This window comes from Serratia sp. HMSC15F11, from assembly GCF_001808215.1.
GTDB lineage: Bacteria > Pseudomonadota > Gammaproteobacteria > Enterobacterales > Enterobacteriaceae > Serratia > Serratia nevei.
In genome coordinates this window covers 8146-26523 of sequence record NZ_KV792393.1, presented here as the reverse complement: position 1 = coordinate 26523, position 18378 = coordinate 8146, and the positions used below count along the sequence as shown (strand labels likewise).

Genomic DNA, 18378 nt, shown 5'->3' with positions numbered 1-18378 from the left:
GGCGTTATCCGGCTGAAAAGTGTCAACCTATATCAGGACTAGTCAGTTTGTCTGCTCGTCGTTTACTTTTTTTTGCCGCCCTTGGCGCCGGTTTTCAACAGCTGGCGGAGTTTCTTCAGCTCTTTCTGGCTCAGCGGCTGTTCAATCTCTTCTTCGGTGCTTTGATTGTCGATTTCGCCGTGGTGCAGCTCATCCGCCTTTTTGGCCGGTTTTTCTGCCTTGGCGGCGGGCGCACTGAAGCTGCTTTCCAGGCGCTGGCACACTTCCACGCTCAACGAAAATTCGTTTTCAGCGGCGGCAGCGCGGATTTTTTCCTTGAGTTCCAGAGGAATTTTAATGGTAAGTGTCGATATCTCGCTCATTTTGAAAGCCTTTCTGCAGGAAGATGCCTTCAAGCTAAGCCACTGGCGATCGGGTGTCTAGTGTGTAATAAAAATTTAATATTTTTGTAACAATAAAGAGCGGGGCAAATGCGGGGTTTTCAAGCGGGAAACAGAGGCAGGGCCCGAAATCTCGGGCCCTGTACCGGAAACCTTATTTGTAGATGATCGCGGTGCCGCTCAACATGTTGTTACCGCCGGCGGAGATAATGCGGTAGCTGCTGGCGCCCTGAGCGTCGGCTTTAGCGGCCAGCTTTTTCTCCAGGCTGCTGAGGGTCGTTGCGTGGCCGGCGGAAATGACGCCGGTCGCGGTCAGGCTATCGGCCTGCTGGCTGTTGATCGGCTCAGCGGCCAAAGTGGCGAAAGAGGTCAGTGCGATAGCGGCAGCGGCTGCAAAATATTTGATGGTTTTCATGGGTGACTCCAGTCTGTTTATTTAGGAAGGAAGCCATTCGCTTCCGATGGGCTGAATAATAAAGCATCTGCACAGATTGAAAATCTGATAATGCTGAGTAAATCATTCAAAATATCTGATTAACAATTTACGCATCTTTACGGCGTTTTACGCTGCGTGGTTTATCGCTGATGCGCTTTCGTTGACGCGCCATGACAAAGGTGAGAGGTAACATGACAGAGCGCCGGTGCGTGCTGCGGCTGGGATTTCTGGCCCCCGACATGTAGAATGCGGCGGTCAGTTTCGCGGGTGAGTCCCTGATTATGTCTATTTTAGAGAAGGTAGAAGAAATGAAGTCTGAAAATAACACTAATAACAATGACTTAAAATCATCTCCAATCGTTGTGGCGTTGGATTACGCCGATAAGAACGCTGCGCTGGCGTTCGCCGACCGTATCGATCCGCAAGACTGCCGGCTGAAAGTGGGCAAAGAAATGTTCACGCTGTTTGGGCCGCAGCTGGTGCGCGATCTGCATGGGCGTGGCTTCGACGTGTTTCTCGACCTGAAATTCCACGATATTCCCAATACCACCGCGCATGCGGTCGCGGCGGCGGCCGAGCTGGGCGTTTGGATGGTCAACGTCCACGCCAGCGGCGGCGCGCGCATGATGACCGCCGCTAAAGAAGCGCTGGCGTCATTCGGGGCGGATGCGCCGCTGCTGATTGCCGTGACGGTGCTCACCAGCATGGAAGCGGAAGATCTGCGCGGCATCGGCATCGAGGCCAGCCCGGCGGAACACGCCGAGCGCCTGGCGCGCCTGACCCGCGACTGCGGGCTGGACGGCGTGGTGTGTTCGGCACACGAAGCGCAGCGGCTGAAGGCGGCCTGCGGGCAGGCATTCCAGCTGGTTACGCCGGGGATCCGCCCTGAGGGCAGCGCGGCGGGCGATCAGCGCCGTATCATGACGCCGGTGCAGGCACAGGCCGCCGGCGTGGACTACATGGTGATTGGGCGTCCGATCACCCAATCTGCCGATCCGGCCGCGACGCTGCGCGCGATCCGCGCCTCTTTGGCCTGAGGAACCGCCAATGAATGACGATAACAGCCGCCTGGTGTATTCCACGGACACCGGCCGTATCAAGCAGGAAGAGGTTAAACCGCAACGCGCCAAGGGTGACGGCATCGTGCGCATCCAGCGTCAAACCAGCGGCCGCAAGGGGAAGGGCGTGTGCCTGATCGCAGGTATCGATCTGGATGACGCTGCGCTCGACAAACTGGCGGCCGAGCTGAAGAAGAAATGTGGCTGCGGCGGCTCGGTGAAAGACGGGATCATCGAAATACAGGGCGATAAACGCGATCTGCTCAAGCAGCTGCTGGAAGCCAAAGGCATGAAGGTCAAACTGGCGGGCGGTTGAGCTGAATCGCCATGCCGCGGTGCAATGCCGTGGCATGGCTTGAGGTTGTTGCTGCCGGGGGTTAGCCCGTTAACGGCAAAAGAACCATAGACTTAAAGTAAAACAGACCTGAAATCATCGTTATTCTGGTTAATACGTCAAAGCGCCGAGGCGCTTTTGCCAGCCTGTCGGCCGAGGACGCTCGGTCAGGTTATTTGCCAACCTGGTGACCGATAATGCCCCCCACCGCGGCCCCCCCCAGCGTGCCCAACGCGCTGCCGTTGGTCAGCACTGCACCGCCGACTGCACCGGCACCGGCACCGATTGCGGTGTTGCGATCGCGTTTGGACATGTTGGAACAGGCGCTGAGTGAAAACGCCAGAGTCAGTGCCAGAGCGGCGGTGGCGAAACGTTTATTGATAATCATCATAATGACTTCTCCTTAGCATTGGCTATATGGAAGTGCCCTATAAGTATAGGCGTTAACCATAAATCAGGCCTGCCGTTGGTTCCCATACAGTATCGATATAAAAAATGGCATTTTTTGTTAAAAGCCGAATAATTAGCAAGTTAAGGCCCAAAAGTTGCCGAAACTGAGTATAGGTTTCTCGGGAAGGATAAACAGGTAAATAGTCTTAAAATCCCGCTGCGCAGGGGGAAAGGCGCGCGGTATGGCCCGCGCGGCGCGCTTGGTGCGGTGGCGGCCCGCGTTAGTCGTTGACCAACTCCACCTGTATGCCCTGGCGTTTCAGCTGATGCTGATACTCGAGCGCCAAACGCGAATCGGTGATCACCCGGCTGATCTGGCCCGGCTGCGCCAGCGGGTTGGGCTGGATCTGGCCGAATTTGCTGGAATCCGTCAGCACGATATTCTCCACGCCCTTGGCCAGCACCGCGCTGACCACGTCGGCACGCATCATGTCGCGGCCGGTAAAGCCGGTTTCGGCCTGAAAGCCGTCAATGCCGATAAACGCTTTGTTGAAATGCACCTGCTGAATGCACAGCCGCGTGAGCGGGCCGACCACGGTCTCGCTTTTCTTCTGATACATGCCGCCCAGCACAATCACATCGCAGTCGGTTTCTTTGAGCAGGTTGGCGATGTAGTGGCTGACGGTGATCAACGTAATGCGCTTGCGTTCGGCGATGTAGCGCGCCAGCAGGGCGTTGGCGCTGCCGCTCTCGATAAAGATCGTCTCGCCGTCGTTGACCTGAGCGGCGGCGTACTGCGCCAGCCGCTGCTTGAGCGTGAAGTTGGACATCATGCGGGCGTCGACGTCGTCGCTCTCCAGCGCCACGGCGGAGCCATGTACCCGCTTCAGATAGCTGCGCTTTTCCAGCAGGTTGAGATCTTGCCGGATGGTGACTTCCGAGACGCCCGAGGCGCGCGCCAGCTCATTGACGCTGATCCGCCGGCGATCGTTAACCAACTGCAATATGGTCTGTTGTCGTAAATTCATATCGGCCTGATGATGCGGCCGCCAAGGTGCGGCCGCTAAGAGTCAAAGGTTTAAAGAGTATGTTCTGTGCGCGCAATAATATCATCCTGCGCCTCAGGGGATAATGCGGTAAAGAAGGCGGAATAGCCAGCTACGCGAACCACTAAATCACGATATTGGTCAGGGTGTTGCTTCGCCGCCAGCAGCGTTTCGCGCGACACGATGTTGTACTGCACATGCCAGCCGCGATAGCTCTCGAAGAAGGTGCGCAACATCAGCATCAGCTTCTCCCGATCGCGCGGGTTGTCCAGCGTCGCCGGGTTCAGCTTTTGGTTGAGCAGCACGCCGCCGAGGATCGCCTCGGTCGGCAACTTGGCGAGCGAATTGAACACCGCCGTCGGCCCCAGGTGGTCGGTGCCGGACGCCGGGCTGGCGCCCTCCGCCAGCGGGGCGCCAGCCTTGCGTCCATCCGGTGTGGCGAGGGTGGCGGCGCCGAAGGGCACGTTGGCCGAAATCGACGAGGTGCCGGCGTAATAGCCGCCGCCGATCGGCCCGCGGCCGAAGCGGGTGTTGCGATACTGCTTCAGTTCTTCGATGTAGGTTTGGTAGGCGCGCACCAGCAGCCGATCGACCTCGTCCACATCGTTGCCGTATTTGGGCGCAGCGTTAAGCAGCCGCTGACGCAGCTGCTCGCCATCCAGCCCGGCGAAGTCTTCGGCCAGCGCCGTCGCCAGCTGCTGCTGGCCGATCGCCCCCTGGTCGAACACCAGTTTTCGCACCGCCGCGAGGCTGTTGCCCAGGTTGGCGATGCCGACCTGCAGGCCGGAAACCCAATCGTATTTGGCGCCGCCTTGCTTGATGCTTTTGCCGCGTTCAATGCAGTCATCCACCAGCGCGGAGCAGAGGATATCGTGGGCGTTCTCCTCCAGCACGCTGTCCACCACGCATTCGATCTCAATTGACTTGCGCGTGTAGTAACGGATTTGCCGATCCCACGCCGCCATCACCTGCTCGAAATCGGCGAAGTTTCCTTTGGACAGCGCCTGTTCCTGCGGCAGGAAAATCTGCCCGGAGGTGGCGTCGCGGCCCTGTTCCAGCGCCGCCAGCAGCACGCGGGCGAAGTTGATGAAGCTCATGCCGGTGCAGCGATAGCCCCATTTGCCGCCGACGGCGGTCTCGATACAGCCGATGGCGGCGTAGTCGTAAGCGTCCTGCGGTTCGACCCCCAGCTTGATGAACTCGGGAATGACGATTTCGTCGTTGTTGAACGCCGGCATGCCGAAGCCGCAGCGGATCACCTGCACGCAGGCGTCGAGGAAATCGGCGCTCATCCCGGCGTGGTAACGCACGCTGAGGTTGGGCTGGGTGGAGCGCAGGCGGCCGCAGGATTCGAGTATGGCGTAGGACAGCGGGTTGACCGCGTCGCACGGCCGGCCATCGACCAGTTTTTGCCCGCCGATGGTGACGTTCTGGTACAGCGGGCTGCCGGCGGAGGCCTTGGAGTGCGAGCCGGAGCGGATCTTGTTAACCTCCAGCAGCTTCAGCCAGCAGCTGTGCAGCAGCTCGATGGCGTTTTCCCGCGTCAGGTTTTGCTCCAGCTCCACGTCGCGCCGATACCAGGGATAGAGATACTGATCGAGGCGGCCAAAAGAAACCGAATGGCCGTTGGATTCGATCTGCAACGTCAGCTGGATGAAATAGCACAGCTGCAGCGCCTGCCAGAAGGTCTGCGGCGGGCGATGGGCGATCCGGTCGCAGTTGTCCGCGAGGGTCAGCAGCTCGGCGCGCCGCCAATCGCGGGCTTCGTTTTGCGCCATCTCGTGCGCCAGGCGGGCGAAGCGCAGGATGTGCCCGCTCAGCGCCGTCAGCACAATATCGATAGCGTTGAGAAACTGCGCCTTGTGCAGATCTTCCCACTCGGTCAGGTGCAGGCGGCTGCGGCGCACGTTCACCTTTTCACGCAGGCCGTCTAGGCCCAGCTCCAGCAGCAGCGGGAAGTTGACCGCCAGATGGGCGTCGCCGGAGGTCATATTGCCCTCGGCCTTGATGATGCCGGTGGCCAGCAGCGCCTTCTGCTCGTCGGTAAACATGCCGTAGCAGCGATCTTGTACCGTTTGGCCGCGCCACCAGGGGCAAAGACGGTGCAAAATCGCCTTGTTCTCTTCGCTGACCGAGAAGCCGGCGCCCGGCCGGTCGGCCAACTGGTCTATTTCGTTTTCTATCCAGCCGACGGTGTATTCGGGAAAGATCGGCGCGGCGCGCAGCTCGCTGGCCTGGTTGCCGACGATCAGCTCGTCGTTGGCGATCCAGATGCTGCGTTTCGCCAGATGGTTGGCCAACGCCAGGGCGCGGCGAACAGGCAGCGGCTTGTCCTGATGCTGCTGATAGGCCTCGGTATAGTGCTGCGCGCGTTCGGTGCACACCGGCGGTTTGACGATGTGAATCAGCGTATTCTTATGCGCCTGGATACGGGCGCTCAGGGTAGTCAAATCCAACGTGGTCATGGTGTTATCCTCGCAAAATGGCGGTCAGGCCTTTGGCGCCGGCGTACGCTTCGGCGAAGGCCAGCAGATCGGGCGCGTCCAGCGGCGTACGGGCGGCGCGGTAGGGCTCGCCGAGCAGGTGATACTTGTTGATGCCCAGCGTGTGGTACGGCAGAAAATGGATCTCCGATACGCCGATCTCGTCGGCGGCGAAGTCGACAATCGCGCGAACAGAGTGGCGATCGGCGTTGAAATCGGGGATCAGCGGCACGCGCACGGTCATTGGCACGCCGTGCGCCGCCAGCCGGCGGAAATTGTTCATCACCCGACGGGCGGAGCCGCCGGTCCAGGCTTTGAAACGCGCTTCATCGGTGTGTTTGAGATCGGCCAACAGCAGATCCAGCCAGGGCAACGAAGGGGCGATGTAACGCCAGGGAACGTGCAGACAGGATTCGACGGCGGTGTGGATGCCGGCTTCCCGGCCGCGCCGCAGCAGCTCCGCCGCGGCTTCCGGCTGCATAAAGGGCTCGCCGCCGGACAGCGTTAAACCGCCGCCGCTGCGCAGGTAGAAAGGCTTATCCCGCATCACCTCGGCCATGATATCGTCAGGGTTGACCGCGCTGCCGCACAGGCTGAGCGCGCCGGTCGGGCAGGCGGCGGCCAGCGCCGCATAGTCGTCTGCGCTGATAACGTCGCGCTGCAGCGTCAATGCTTCCTCGTTACGCCGCAGGCCTTGCGGGCAGCGCTCGGTGCACAGCGTACAGCCGCTCAGACACAGGCGCTCGTCAAACAGCAGATCCGCGCGGCGCGAGCGGCTTTCCGGGTTCTGACACCAGCGGCAGCTCAGCGGGCACCCTTTTAAAAAGACCACGCTGCGGATGCCGGGGCCATCATGGGTCGAGTAGCGCTGCAGATTGAAGAACATGAGTCACCCGTTTGGCGTTGCTGAATCTTTCGCCATTAAAGATGTTTCGAATGAAAGTTGAATTGATTTTGGTCAAAGGTTGACGGGGTTTTTGCCCTATGATGATCAGAGTTTGAATCCGCCCACAGAACATGACACAGGAGTCCGTGATGGAGCTTTATCTCGATACCGCCGATGTGACTGCGGTAAAACGCCTGGCGCGCATTCTGCCGCTGCACGGCGTCACCACCAACCCGAGCATCGTGGCGAAGGAAGGCAAGCCGATCTGGGAAGTGCTGCCTGCGCTGCGCGACGCCCTCGGCGGCACCGGCAAGCTGTTCGCGCAGGTGATGGCGGCCGATGCCGAGCGCATGGTGGCGGAGGCGGCGCTGCTCAGCCAGCGCGTACCGGGGCTGGTGGTGAAGATCCCGGCAACCGCCGAGGGGCTGGCAGCGATCAAGAAGCTTAAAACGATGTCCATCCCGACGCTGGGTACGGCGGTATACGGCGCCGGGCAGGGGCTGCTGGCGGCCTTGGCCGGGGCGGAATATGTGGCGCCTTACGTCAATCGGGTAGACGCGCAGGGCGGCGACGGTATCGAAATGGTGCATGAGCTGCAGCAGCTGCTGAGCCTGCACGCGCCGTCGGCGCAGGTGCTGGCCGCCAGCTTCAAAACGCCGCGCCAGGCGCTGGAATGCCTGCTGGCTGGCTGCCAGGCCATCACGCTGCCGGTGGATGTCGCGGAGCAGTTCCTGAATGCGCCGGCGGTGCAGGCCGCGGTCGAGAAGTTCGAGCAGGATTGGCAGGGGGCCTTCGGCAGCAATTTGCTGAGTTGATAACTGCCTGCCTCGTTTACGATCCTCCTCCCGATCGACAATTAATTTTAAGGGATGGCGCACCAACGCGTCATCCTGCTGCCGTTTTCTCCCTTGTCAGCTCGCGCCGTTTCTCGTTTCAACCGCGGGCTGTGCGTCACTTCTTGATACCCACACAAAGCAGTTGATTTTTGATTTCCATAGCCCATAATCCGTCCGCTAAGAATTTAGTTTACATTCATTTACGTATTGCATGGTTTGCAGGTTAATAAATCAGCATAAAAATAACGATGAGGAGCCAGGGATGCGCTCAGAGAATGCTCGCACTTTGCTTTATTTTATCCGCTGTGGACTGTCGGGATTATTGATCGGCGCCGTCCCCCTGTTTTCCGCCTCGGCGTCCGACCATGAAGGGGTGGCATCCATCGATGCTCGCGAACAGCAGCGCCAGCAGGAGAGAGAGCGCGCCCTGCAAAACCAGAATGCCCCGCAGGCTGATGCGCGCTTCTCCCGTCCCGACGTTGTGCTGCCCGACTACCCCACAGATGAACACCCTTGTTTCGTCATCAACCGCCTAACGTTGATTGGGGAATCTGCCGACCGTTTTCAATGGGCGCTGGACGCCGCTGCGGATGCCAAGGGCCGCTGCCTGGGCAGTCAGGGCATTGCGCTCATCATCAATAAGGTGCAAAACGTCATACTGGCCAAGGGCTATGTCACTACACGCGTGATGGCGCAGGAGCAGAACCTGACTACGGGCGTGTTGGCGCTGACGTTGCAACCGGGGCGTATTGGCGAGATCCGCTTTGAGGAGCCGGTCTCCTGGCGTGGGCGGTTGTGGAACGCTATTCCGGCCTCACGCGGCAACATTCTCAACCTGCGCGATATCGAACAGGGGCTGGAAAACTTCAGGCGGGTGCCCAGCGCCAATGCCGACATTAAAATCGTCCCCGGCGCCGAGGACGGCACCAGTGACCTGCAGGTCAACTGGCACGAAGGGCGCCCGGTGCGGCTCAGCCTGGGAATGGACGACAGCGGCTCCAAAAGTACCGGGCGTTATCTCGGTTCGGCCACCCTGGCTATCGATGCCCCGTTTGCGCAGAATGACCTGTTTTACGCCAACATCGGCAAAGATATGTTCCAGCACGGGCCGCTCGGCAACCGTTCACATACGCTGAACTATTTCTTCCCGGTGGGATATTGGGCCTTCTCGGCCAACTACAACGACTACACCTATCATCAGAACATCCCCAACGCCAACGAGGTGCTGCGCTACAGCGGCAAGAGCGACAATATTCAGTTGACCGTTTCTCGATTGTTGTACCGCGACCAATCGCACAAGACCACTCTCAACCTGCGCGGCTACCGCAGGCACTCAACTAACGCCGTGGACGACGTTGATATTGTGTCGCAAAAACGTCGGACCGCCGGTTGGGAGCTGGGGCTTAACCAGCGCAGCTATCTCGGTACCACCACGTTGGATGCGAATATCAGCTGGCGCCGCGGTACTGGAGCATTTAATGCCTTGCCTGCACCGGAAGAATCGCGTCATGAAGGCAGCGCCCGTACCGGCATGTTGCTCGGCGACCTGGCTATCAACCGGCCTTTCACCTGGGGCGAGCAGCCCTGGCGGGTGTATACCAGCGTGCGGGGCCAGTGGAGCTCGAATGCGCTGACGCCGCAGGAGCGGATGGCCATTGGCGGGCGTTACACGGTGCGCGGCTTTGACGGCGAACAGATGCTGTCGGGCGAAAAAGCCCTGTTGTGGCGCAATGAAATCGCCTGGAACGCGTTTTCTCGCGGGCACGAACTGTATCTGGCCGCCGACTACGGCCGGGTGGGCGGCCCAGGCACCCGCCACGCGGTCGGCCATCAGTTGGCGGGCAGCGCACTCGGCGTGCGCGGCGCGCTGTGGGGGCGGCTCAGCTATGACCTGTTTGCCGGCGTGCCGCTCTACAAGCCCGCAGGCTTTCACACCTCCGGTGCGACCGCGGGTTTTAGCGTAAATCTGGAAATCTGAACATCGCGATACCGGCAGCATTGCTGATATCGATCTGAACGGACTGACTTTTCTCACGGACGTGACCCATGAACAAACATTGCTATCGCCTTATCTTCAGCCGCACCCACGGGGAGTTGCGGGTGGTTTCCGAACTGGCTCGCAGCTGCAGCAGCGAACCGGGGCAGCGCGTCGGCTCAGGAATAACGGGCGGGGGCCGTCTGTGGGTCACCGTGCGGCGAGCGGTGTGGTTGCTGGGGCTGGCCCTGTTCGCCGGGCCGGCGATGGCCGACGGCATTGTGGCGGACGGCGCCGCCAATCCTGCCCTGCGGCCGGAGGTGATCAATACCCAGAACGGCTTGCCGCAGGTCAACATCACCGCCCCCAACCAGGCGGGGATCTCGCATAACCAGTATCAACAGTTCGACGTAGACGCCAAAGGCGCCATCCTCAACAACTCGGCGGTGATGACCTCGACCCAGATGGCCGGGATGATCCAGGGCAACCCTAACCTCAATCCCAACGCGGCGCCGGCCCGCGTCATCCTCAACGAAGTCAACAGCAATAACCCCAGCCAGTTGCGCGGTTTTATGGAGGTGGCCGGCGGCAAGGCGCAGGTGATTGTGGCCAACCCTGCCGGCATCGTCTGCAACGGCTGCGGCACCATCAACGCCGGGCGAATGACGCTGACCACCGGCAAACCGCATATGAACCCCGACGGCAGCGTGGCGGGTTATCAGGTCGAGCGCGGGGTGGTGCGCATCGAGGGGGGCGGGCTCAACGGGGATGCCCGCCATGATACCGAGTACGTTGACATTCTGGCGCGGGCGGTGGAGGTCAACGCCGGCGTCTGGGCTAAAGAAGGGCTGACGGTGGTGGCCGGCCGTAACCGCGTGAGTGCGGATGGCAAAACTGCAGCGTCGCTTGCCGGCGACGGCAGCGCCAGGCCTGAGCTTGCCATCGATATGGGCCAGATGGGCGGTATGTACAGCGGCAGTATCCGCATGATCGGCACCGAAGCCGGCGTTGGTGTACGCAACCGCAACGGGCAGGTACAGGCAGGCAAAACGCTCACCGTCAGCAGCGAAGGCAAGCTTCTCTGGCAGGCTGAGGCGCCGGATGCCGCCACGCGGGCCGGCGGCGATATCCAGCTGGCAGCAAAAGGCGACATAGAGACGCGCGGGAAAGTATACAGCGGTGGCCAACTGGCGGTACAGGGCCGCGAGGGGATGTTGACGCAGTCCGGGACGCTGGCGGCGGCCGGGAATGTGCAGCTGAACGCCGCGCGCGGCATCCAGAGCAGCGGCCACCTGCTGGCAGGGAGTGATGCCGAAAGCACCCTGGTCCATGATGCCAACCTGCAGCTTGATAGCCAGGGCGATATTCGCGCCAGTGGCAGTCTGCTCGCTAAAAAGAACGTCAATGCGACCGGGCACCGGGTGGATATCAGCGGCGCGCAGGTCGGAGCAGGCCGTACCGCGCTGACGGCACGGGATGGTGGCGTGGCATTGCGCCAGTCCACCGTAGACAGCGGTGAGCTTGTCGTGCGTACGGAAGGGAATGTGGATGCGCAGCAGGCCAGGGTCAAGGCCGGGCGCTGGGCGGTCGATGCCGACAGTCTTTTCAACCAACAGGCCACTTGGTCACAGGCTGGTGACGGTGAGAATCGCTTCACGTTGGCGGGCGAGCTGGATAACAGTGATGGCACCATCGAGACGCAGAGCCTTCTGCTTTCTGCCGGCCAACTGGTCAATCAGCGTGGCCGCCTGGTGGCGTTGGGTGATACGGCGCAGCACTGGCGAGTGGGTGACCTGATCGACAATGGCGGTGGCACGATGGGTGGCAACGGGGCTCTTCGCCTCGATGCCGGCCGCCTCGATAATCAGAGCGGCACGGTAAAAACCCAGGCGGGCCTCGAGCTCCATGCTGATGGCGCGGTGAATAATGCCGGGGGCAACCTGCTGGCAGGCCAGGGGCTGTCGATCGAAGCGGGCGGCGATCTGAACAACCAGTCCGGCACCCTGAACGGCGATGACGTACGTCTGGCGGTACAAGGGCTGGATAACGCGCAGGGGCAGATCATCGGTCAGGGTAATCTCGACCTGACGGCCAGCCGCCTGGATAACCAACGCGGCCTGATGGGCGCCGGTAAGGCGCTGGATATCCATACCGGCGACTGGAATAACCGCGGCGGCATCGCACAAGGCGAAACGGCCGTCACGGCAACGGCGGGTAACCTTAACAACGACGGTGGCAAGTTGCTGTCCGGCCAGACGTCAACCCTGAAGACCTCGGGCAACGTTACCAACCGCAGCGGTGAAATCAGCGCCGAGGTGCTGACGGTGAATACTGACCGTCTCGACAACACGCAGGGCAAGGTGATTGGCCAACAACGGCTTGACCTGCATGCCCGCCAGGGCCTGAACAACACTCAGGGGCTGCTGGGCGCCGGTGAGGCACTGGCGGTGAGCAGCCAGGGCGAATTGAACAATCGTGGTGGCACGGTGCAGGGGAATGGGCAAACCCGCGTGGCGGCGCGGGACGTACGCAACGAAGCCGGCAAGCTGCTGGGCGGGCAACGGCTCACTCTCACTGCGGCGGGGGTGCTTGGCAACCGTGAGGGGGAAATCAGCGGCGAGTCACTCACACTGACGGCGCAGCGCCTCGATAACGCTCAGGGCAAGGTGGTCGCCAGGCAGGATGCGAACCTGACGGCGCAGCAAGGGCTGAACAACGCCGCCGGCTGGCTTGAAGCCGGCAAGGCCCTCACCGTGAAGAGCGCTGGCGACTGGGATAACCGTGGCGGCACCGCGCAGGGCGGCCGCCAGGTCACCGCCACCGCGCAGACCCTCGACAATACCGGTGGCCGGCTGCAGTCTGGCGGTGACCTTGGCCTTGATACCTCAGGCAACATCCTCAATCGAAGCGGCAAGCTGACCGCGCAGCAGGCGCTCGATATCCGGGGCGGCGATACCGGCCTGTTTGACAACGACGGCGGCTCACTGCAAAGCGGCGGCGATCTGTCTCTGCAGGGAGGCCAGTTGACCAACCGCGCCGCAGGGGTGGTGCTGGGCGGCCAGGCGCTTTCTCTGACGCTGACGGGGGGCTGGGACAACCAAAACGGTACCTTGACCGGCAATAGCCGCACGCAGGTGCGCGCCGCCAGCCTGCTCAATGCCCAGGGCGCCATCAATGCCTTGGGCAGCCTGGACATGCAGTTCAGCGACCGGCTGGATAATGGGCAGGGGCGTATTTTCAGCGCGCTGTCTCAAACGCTCCGGGGGCAGGCCATCTCCAACGCGCAGGGGTGGATGGGCAGCCAGGGGAGCTGGCGGGCCATAAGCAGCGGTTTTGACAATACGCAGGGCAGCGTACAGAGCCAGCAGGATGCACAGCTGGCGGCTGACTGGCTCAATAATACCAAAGGTGTACTGCAATCGGCGCAAAACCTGGCGCTGCGCATCAAACAGGATATCGATAATCGCAGCGGCAAGGTCTCGGCGCAGGGGCAACTGACTGTACAAGGGGCCGCTGACGGCGAACACGCCGGCGCCATCAATAACGCCGGCGGTCAGTGGCTGGCCGGCGAGGGGCTGAGTATCGCCGCCCGCGCCCTCGATAATACACAGGGTGGGTTGCTGTACAGCCAGAAACAACAGCGCCTTACGCTGAGCGATGCGCTGAATAACCGCGATGGGAAATTGCAGAGTGGCGAGGCGCTTCAACTTGACGCACAAGCGCTGAATAATGCCGGCGGGACGATAGACGGCCAGCAACAGGTGGCGCTGCGCATTCTTGGCTTGCTGGAGAATACCGGTGGCGCCGTGCGCAGTAATGGTGACCAGCAGGTGGCGGCGTCCGGTATCAATAACGCGCGCGGCGTATTCAGCAGCCGCGACGGCATCACGGTGGCATCAAAGCAGCTGGACAACGACGGCGGTACGCTCATCAGCCAGGGCGCGGGCATCTACCGACTCGACCAGCTTAACAATCAGCACGGCAAGGTGCACAGCGGCGACGCGCTCACCCTTGAGGGGGCGCAGGTCAATAACCAGGGTGGGCAACTGGTGTCAACCCAGGGGCTGACACTCAAGGCCGGGACGCTCGATAACAGCGGCCAGGGCACGCTGAGCAGCCAGGCAGCAATCAATCTGCTGGTAGGCCGCCTGAACAACCGCGATGGCGGGCTGATACTGGGCACCACGCGTACCGATATCGCCGCGCGCGACATCGACAACACGGCTGGACGGCTTCAGAGCGCCGGCCAGCTGACGCTCACGAAGGTGGCCTCGTTGGACAACCGCCAGGGGCGCATCCTTGCCAACGGCAATCTCGACATCAATGCCGACCAGTCACCGACCGATTCGCCGCTGGCGCTGCTCAACCAGGGCGGGCGCATGGAAAGTGCGGCTCACCTGACGGCGCATGCGCGCACCCTGGATAACCAGAACGGTACCCTGCTGGGCTTGCAGGCGGTGACGCTGTCCGCGCAGCAGGACTACACCCACCAGGCCGGCGACACCGTCAGCAGTAACGGTACGGTGGCGTTCTCCCTGAGCGGCGCCTTTACCAACCTGGCGGACTGGTTGCTGCCAGGCAATCTGGCGCTCACTGCGGCCAGCATCACCAATCAGGCCATCTTGGTGGGTAAAACGCTGCAACTGACGACAGGGGCACTGCAAAATACCGGGCGCCTTGAGGCTGACAGCATGACGCTGAACGTCGATACCCTGGACAATGCCGCTGCGCTGATGGGCGACGACATCGCCGTGTACGGGCGCATCATCGACAACCACGGCGCGCCTGCGGTGATGGCGGCGACCCGCAGTCTGACGGTGCAGGCCGGTGAGCGCCTGACCAACCGGGAGGGGGCATTGATCTACAGCGCCGACCGTCTGCAGTTGCACAGTGATGACCTGATTGAGAACCGGGCGAGCTTTATCGAAGCGGATGGTGATGCTACCGTGGAGGCCCGTCGCCTGAACAACCTGCGTGAAGGGCTGGTGATTGAGCGTGACGCCGAGAAAAGCGACTACAAATGGCACCGCTACAACTACTACTGGCGCTCCTACGGTTCAAAGGTCAACCCCGATAAAAGCACCATGGCGCCAACCACCCAGCAGTTGACCTTCCAGGATGACGCGGCGGCGCAAACCAATCGCTACGGCACCCTGCTGGCCATCGATGCGGCGGGCAAGCGCGCGCAGGTGCGGGTCAAGGACAACAAGGGCCAATTGACCGACCTGTGGGTCAACTACCTGGCGCTCAAGCCGAATGCCGACGGCAGCTATGCGATGACGTTCTACGAAACGCGGGGGGGAAACCAGCTGGCGACTATCCCAACGCCTTACCAAAACGGCTTCCATTGGGAACACGACTGGACGCAGGTGATGACCTGGGATCCCGAAAAGCATGTCGACATCGACAGCGCGCCATTCATCACCGATTACAACAACTTCCGCGAGCGTACCGAAAGCGGCACGCTGACGCGCGACAGGCTGGTCTCCGAGGGCATCGGTGCGCGCATTCTGGCGGGCGGCAATATGGTGCTGCGCATCACGGGAGGGTTGCTCAATGACGCCAGCGTCATTACCGCCAACGGCAATCTGACGCAGGACGGCGGCGGCAGCGTGGACAACCGCGGTTACTCGGTTAACGAGCGGCGTCAGGCGGCTATCGTTGACCATTATGATAAGGACACGCATCACTGGTACCCCACGTTCAACCGGGACGAAACCACGGCGCTGGCGACCGTTGATGGCGTGATCACCGGCAATGGCACGGTCACCATCAACGGCGCCCGCATCACCAACACCACGGTCAATCAGGCGCAAATCAGTCAACTTGATGCGGCGTTGAAGGCAGTAGATGCCGAACGCGCCGAGCTTGAACGCAATCCGCTGGCCTTCACGGTAGAGGGGGCTGCCCGACCTGACGGCGATACGACGTTGGCACAGGGCGAACAGATGACGCAACCCGGCGCCACGCCGTCCTCGCCGCTGGGGCGCCCGCTGTTGCCGTCTGAGCTGGCGCTGACGCAGTTACAGCATCTGGGCAATGTGGCCACCACCATCCCCAATAACGGCTTGTTTAGTCAACATACGGCGACCGGTAGCCCGTTCCTGGTGGTGACCGATGAACGCTTTACCCGCCGCGACAACTTTATCAGCAGCGACTATATGCTGGGGCGCGTAGGGTATGACCCCGCGCAGGCTCATAAGCGCCTGGGCGATGGCTTTTACGAGCAGCGCCTGGTGCGCGAGCAGGTGCTGGCGCTGACCGGAAAACCGTCCGTCAAGGGCTGGGATGCGATGGAACAGTATCAGCAACTGATGAACAACGGCAGCAAAGTCGCCCAGGATTTCCATCTGGTGCCGGGCGTGGCCTTGACGCCAGAGCAAATTGCGGCGCTGCAACAGGATATCGTCTGGCTGGTGAGCGAGACGGTGCAAACGGCCGCCGGCCCGCAAACGGTGTGGGTGCCGAAGGTGTACCTGGCGCAGACCACGCTGCGCCTGACCGGCGATGGCGCAGTGATTGGCGGCGGTAACCTGCAGCTCTCGGCGGGCAGCATCACCAATGCCGGCAACCTGTTTGCCGAGAAGGCACTGGCCGTTGATGCCGGGCAGTTCCTGCATCAGGGCGGCGACATCAAGGCCGGCAGCATTGACGTGCAGGCAGACAGTTTGACCATGAGCACCAACCTGCAGGATGCGCTGCGCCAGGCGACGATGAGCGCCGGCGATATTTTTCTCAGCGGCACCAATATCACCCTCGCGGGGGCGAAACTCGATGCTAACGATACGCTCAGCCTGAGCGCGCGCAATGACCTGACCATCACCACCGCGAAAAGCCGCCATACCGCCGACCTTGAGGTTATCTCCGGTTCAATGGGTAACCGCACCGGTAGCGGCACGGAAGCGGCCGGCGAGCGGATGGCGCACGTCAGCGGCGAATGGCAGCAGGCTCTGGGGAGTGAGCTTAACGCCGGCGGCAACCTCACGCTCAATGCCTGGCGAGACGTCACGTTCACGGGCAGCCAGGCCAGCGCCGCCGGCAGCACCCGCGTGCAGGCCGGCGGCGATATCAACATCGGGGCCGAAAGCACCACCAACACCACACACCTGAACGCCAACAGCCGTACGTCATCCGTCAGCAACGACCGCCAGGAAGAGCGGCTGACATTAAGCACGCTCGGCGGCGACCAGGGCGTCACCCTGGTGGCGGGCAACCGCCTGTTGGCCGAAGGTGTGCAGATTGACAGCAAAGAGGGGCGTATTGGCGTCAGCGCGCAGGACGTGACCATTAAAGACGCGCGTACCCGCACGCAAGACCAGGACAGCGAAAACAAACGCGAGGGCAAAACCAAAAGCCATCGCATCGAGCAAACCGAGCGCGAAATCAGCACCGGCAGCACCTTCAGCGCGCGCGACGGCGTGACAGTGGTCGGGCGTGAAGGTGACGTTACGGTCACCGGCAGTACCCTGCACAGCGAACAGGGTGCCATCGCCCTGCAGGCGAAAAAGGATGTCACCCTTAACCACACTACCGACAGCGAACATCGCGTCTCCAGCGAAGAGAGCCGCGGCCGGAAAACCAAGGGGGAGCGCGCCGAAGAAGTCCTGCGGGAAAATGTGGTGGGCAGCACCCTCAGCGGGCGTGACGGCGTTACTGTGGTGGCGCAGGACGGCAGCATCACCGCCACGGCCAGCGCCCTGCACAGCGAACAGGGTGCCGTTGCCCTGCAGGCGAAGCAGGATGTCACCCTCAATACCGCCACCGAACGCGAGTCGACCTTCAGTGAAGAGCGGTCACAGAAAAAGGGCTTCCTGAAAAAAAGCAGCAGCCACAGTATCGCCAACGATGCGACCACGCGCGAGAAAGGCAGCCTGCTGAGCGGCAACAGCGTCAGCGTTAACGCCGGTAACGACCTGACGGTTACCGGCTCGGCCATTGCCGCCGACCGGGACGTGAACCTGCAGGCCGGCCGTAACGTTGACATCGGTGCGGCCACCGAGACCGACACGCATTACCGACTGGAAGAGAAGAAAAAGAGCGGCCTGCTGGGCAGCGGTGGCATTGGGTTTACGATTGGCAAACAGTCGAGTAAACACGAAATCGACGAGAAAGGCCGGACCCAGAGCCAGAGCGTCAGCACCGTCGGCAGCAGCCAGGGCAGCGTCAACATCACGGCGGGCAACCAGCTGCACATTGGCGGCGCCGACCTGGTGGCGGGCAAGGACCTGACGTTGACCGGCGACAGCGTGACTATCGACCCCGGCTACGATCAACGCACGCGCAAAGAAACCTACGAGCAGAAGCAGAGCGGCCTGAGCGTGGCGTTGTCGGGCACCGTAGGCGGCGCGCTCAATACCGCCGTCAGCTCGGCGCAGCAGGCGCGAAAAGAAGGCGATGGGCGCCTGAACGCGCTGCAAAATACCAAGGCGGCGCTGTCCGGCGTGCAGGCTGCACAGGCTGCTGAACTCGACAAACTCAACACAGATGCGGGGAAAGGCGCCACCAACACCGTCGGCATCAGTGCTTCCTACGGCAGCCAGTCGTCGAAGAGCGA

The 18378-nt window shown here is 61.6% G+C and carries 11 protein-coding genes; 5 read left to right on the top strand and 6 right to left on the bottom strand.

The features are described from left to right. Positions 1-62 precede the first annotated feature (62 nt). Complete coding sequence (locus tag HMPREF3138_RS02260; protein WP_038876228.1) at positions 63-362, bottom strand: Arc family DNA-binding protein; 300 nt, start codon at positions 360-362, stop codon at positions 63-65. Between the two features lie 172 nt (positions 363-534). After that, positions 535-795 (bottom strand): multiple stress resistance protein BhsA, encoded by a 261-nt coding sequence (locus HMPREF3138_RS02255; protein ID WP_038876230.1) that lies wholly within the window; start codon positions 793-795, stop codon positions 535-537. Positions 796-1124: 329 nt separating this feature from the next. On the opposite strand from HMPREF3138_RS02255, the gene pyrF reads away from it, so the two are divergent. Next, positions 1125-1853, top strand: coding sequence for an orotidine-5'-phosphate decarboxylase (gene pyrF / locus HMPREF3138_RS02250; RefSeq protein WP_028127463.1), 729 nt, complete (start codon positions 1125-1127; stop codon positions 1851-1853). A gap of 10 nt (positions 1854-1863) precedes the next feature. Then, positions 1864-2190, top strand: coding sequence for a stress response translation initiation inhibitor YciH (gene yciH / locus HMPREF3138_RS02245; RefSeq protein WP_038876234.1), 327 nt, complete (start codon positions 1864-1866; stop codon positions 2188-2190). A 190-nt stretch (positions 2191-2380) separates the two neighbouring features. Here yciH and osmB read toward each other — a convergent pair whose 3' ends face one another. From osmB to HMPREF3138_RS02225, 4 genes are all read right to left on the bottom strand, one after another. Beyond that, positions 2381-2599 (bottom strand): osmotically-inducible lipoprotein OsmB, encoded by a 219-nt coding sequence (osmB, locus tag HMPREF3138_RS02240; protein WP_004930634.1) that lies wholly within the window; start codon positions 2597-2599, stop codon positions 2381-2383. A 280-nt stretch (positions 2600-2879) separates the two neighbouring features. Then, positions 2880-3626 (bottom strand): DeoR/GlpR family DNA-binding transcription regulator, encoded by a 747-nt coding sequence (locus HMPREF3138_RS02235; RefSeq protein WP_038876236.1) that lies wholly within the window; start codon positions 3624-3626, stop codon positions 2880-2882. Between the two features lie 50 nt (positions 3627-3676). Next, positions 3677-6109: a formate C-acetyltransferase/glycerol dehydratase family glycyl radical enzyme gene (locus HMPREF3138_RS02230; RefSeq protein WP_038876238.1), complete on the bottom strand. Its 2433-nt coding sequence runs from the start codon at positions 6107-6109 to the stop codon at positions 3677-3679. Positions 6110-6113: 4 nt separating this feature from the next. Continuing rightward, entirely contained in the window at positions 6114-7013 is a 900-nt protein-coding gene (locus HMPREF3138_RS02225; protein ID WP_038876240.1) for a glycyl-radical enzyme activating protein, read from the bottom strand. 149 nt (positions 7014-7162) lie between these two features. Between HMPREF3138_RS02225 and fsa the strand changes: the two genes are divergently transcribed. The 3 genes from fsa to HMPREF3138_RS02210 all read left to right on the top strand — a co-directional run. After that, positions 7163-7828 (top strand): fructose-6-phosphate aldolase, encoded by a 666-nt coding sequence (fsa, locus tag HMPREF3138_RS02220; RefSeq protein ID WP_033640146.1) that lies wholly within the window; start codon positions 7163-7165, stop codon positions 7826-7828. Positions 7829-8111: 283 nt separating this feature from the next. Continuing rightward, entirely contained in the window at positions 8112-9827 is a 1716-nt protein-coding gene (locus HMPREF3138_RS02215) for a ShlB/FhaC/HecB family hemolysin secretion/activation protein (protein ID WP_049193213.1), read from the top strand. A 68-nt stretch (positions 9828-9895) separates the two neighbouring features. Further along, positions 9896-18378, top strand: an 8483-nt coding sequence (locus HMPREF3138_RS02210) for a two-partner secretion domain-containing protein (RefSeq protein ID WP_050572124.1), incomplete at its 3' end; no start/stop codon positions are given.

Coding starts and splice junctions, on each gene's coding strand:
- pyrF (WP_028127463.1), top strand. CDS start 1,125: ATGAAGTCTGAAAATAACACTAATAACAATGACTTAAAATCATCTCCA.
- HMPREF3138_RS02255 (WP_038876230.1), bottom strand. CDS start 795: ATGAAAACCATCAAATATTTTGCAGCCGCTGCCGCTATCGCACTGACC.
- osmB (WP_004930634.1), bottom strand. CDS start 2,599: ATGATGATTATCAATAAACGTTTCGCCACCGCCGCTCTGGCACTGACT.
- HMPREF3138_RS02235 (WP_038876236.1), bottom strand. CDS start 3,626: ATGAATTTACGACAACAGACCATATTGCAGTTGGTTAACGATCGCCGG.
- HMPREF3138_RS02230 (WP_038876238.1), bottom strand. CDS start 6,109: ATGACCACGTTGGATTTGACTACCCTGAGCGCCCGTATCCAGGCGCAT.
- yciH (WP_038876234.1), top strand. CDS start 1,864: ATGAATGACGATAACAGCCGCCTGGTGTATTCCACGGACACCGGCCGT.
- HMPREF3138_RS02260 (WP_038876228.1), bottom strand. CDS start 362: ATGAGCGAGATATCGACACTTACCATTAAAATTCCTCTGGAACTCAAG.
- fsa (WP_033640146.1), top strand. CDS start 7,163: ATGGAGCTTTATCTCGATACCGCCGATGTGACTGCGGTAAAACGCCTG.
- HMPREF3138_RS02225 (WP_038876240.1), bottom strand. CDS start 7,013: ATGTTCTTCAATCTGCAGCGCTACTCGACCCATGATGGCCCCGGCATC.
- HMPREF3138_RS02215 (WP_049193213.1), top strand. CDS start 8,112: ATGCGCTCAGAGAATGCTCGCACTTTGCTTTATTTTATCCGCTGTGGA.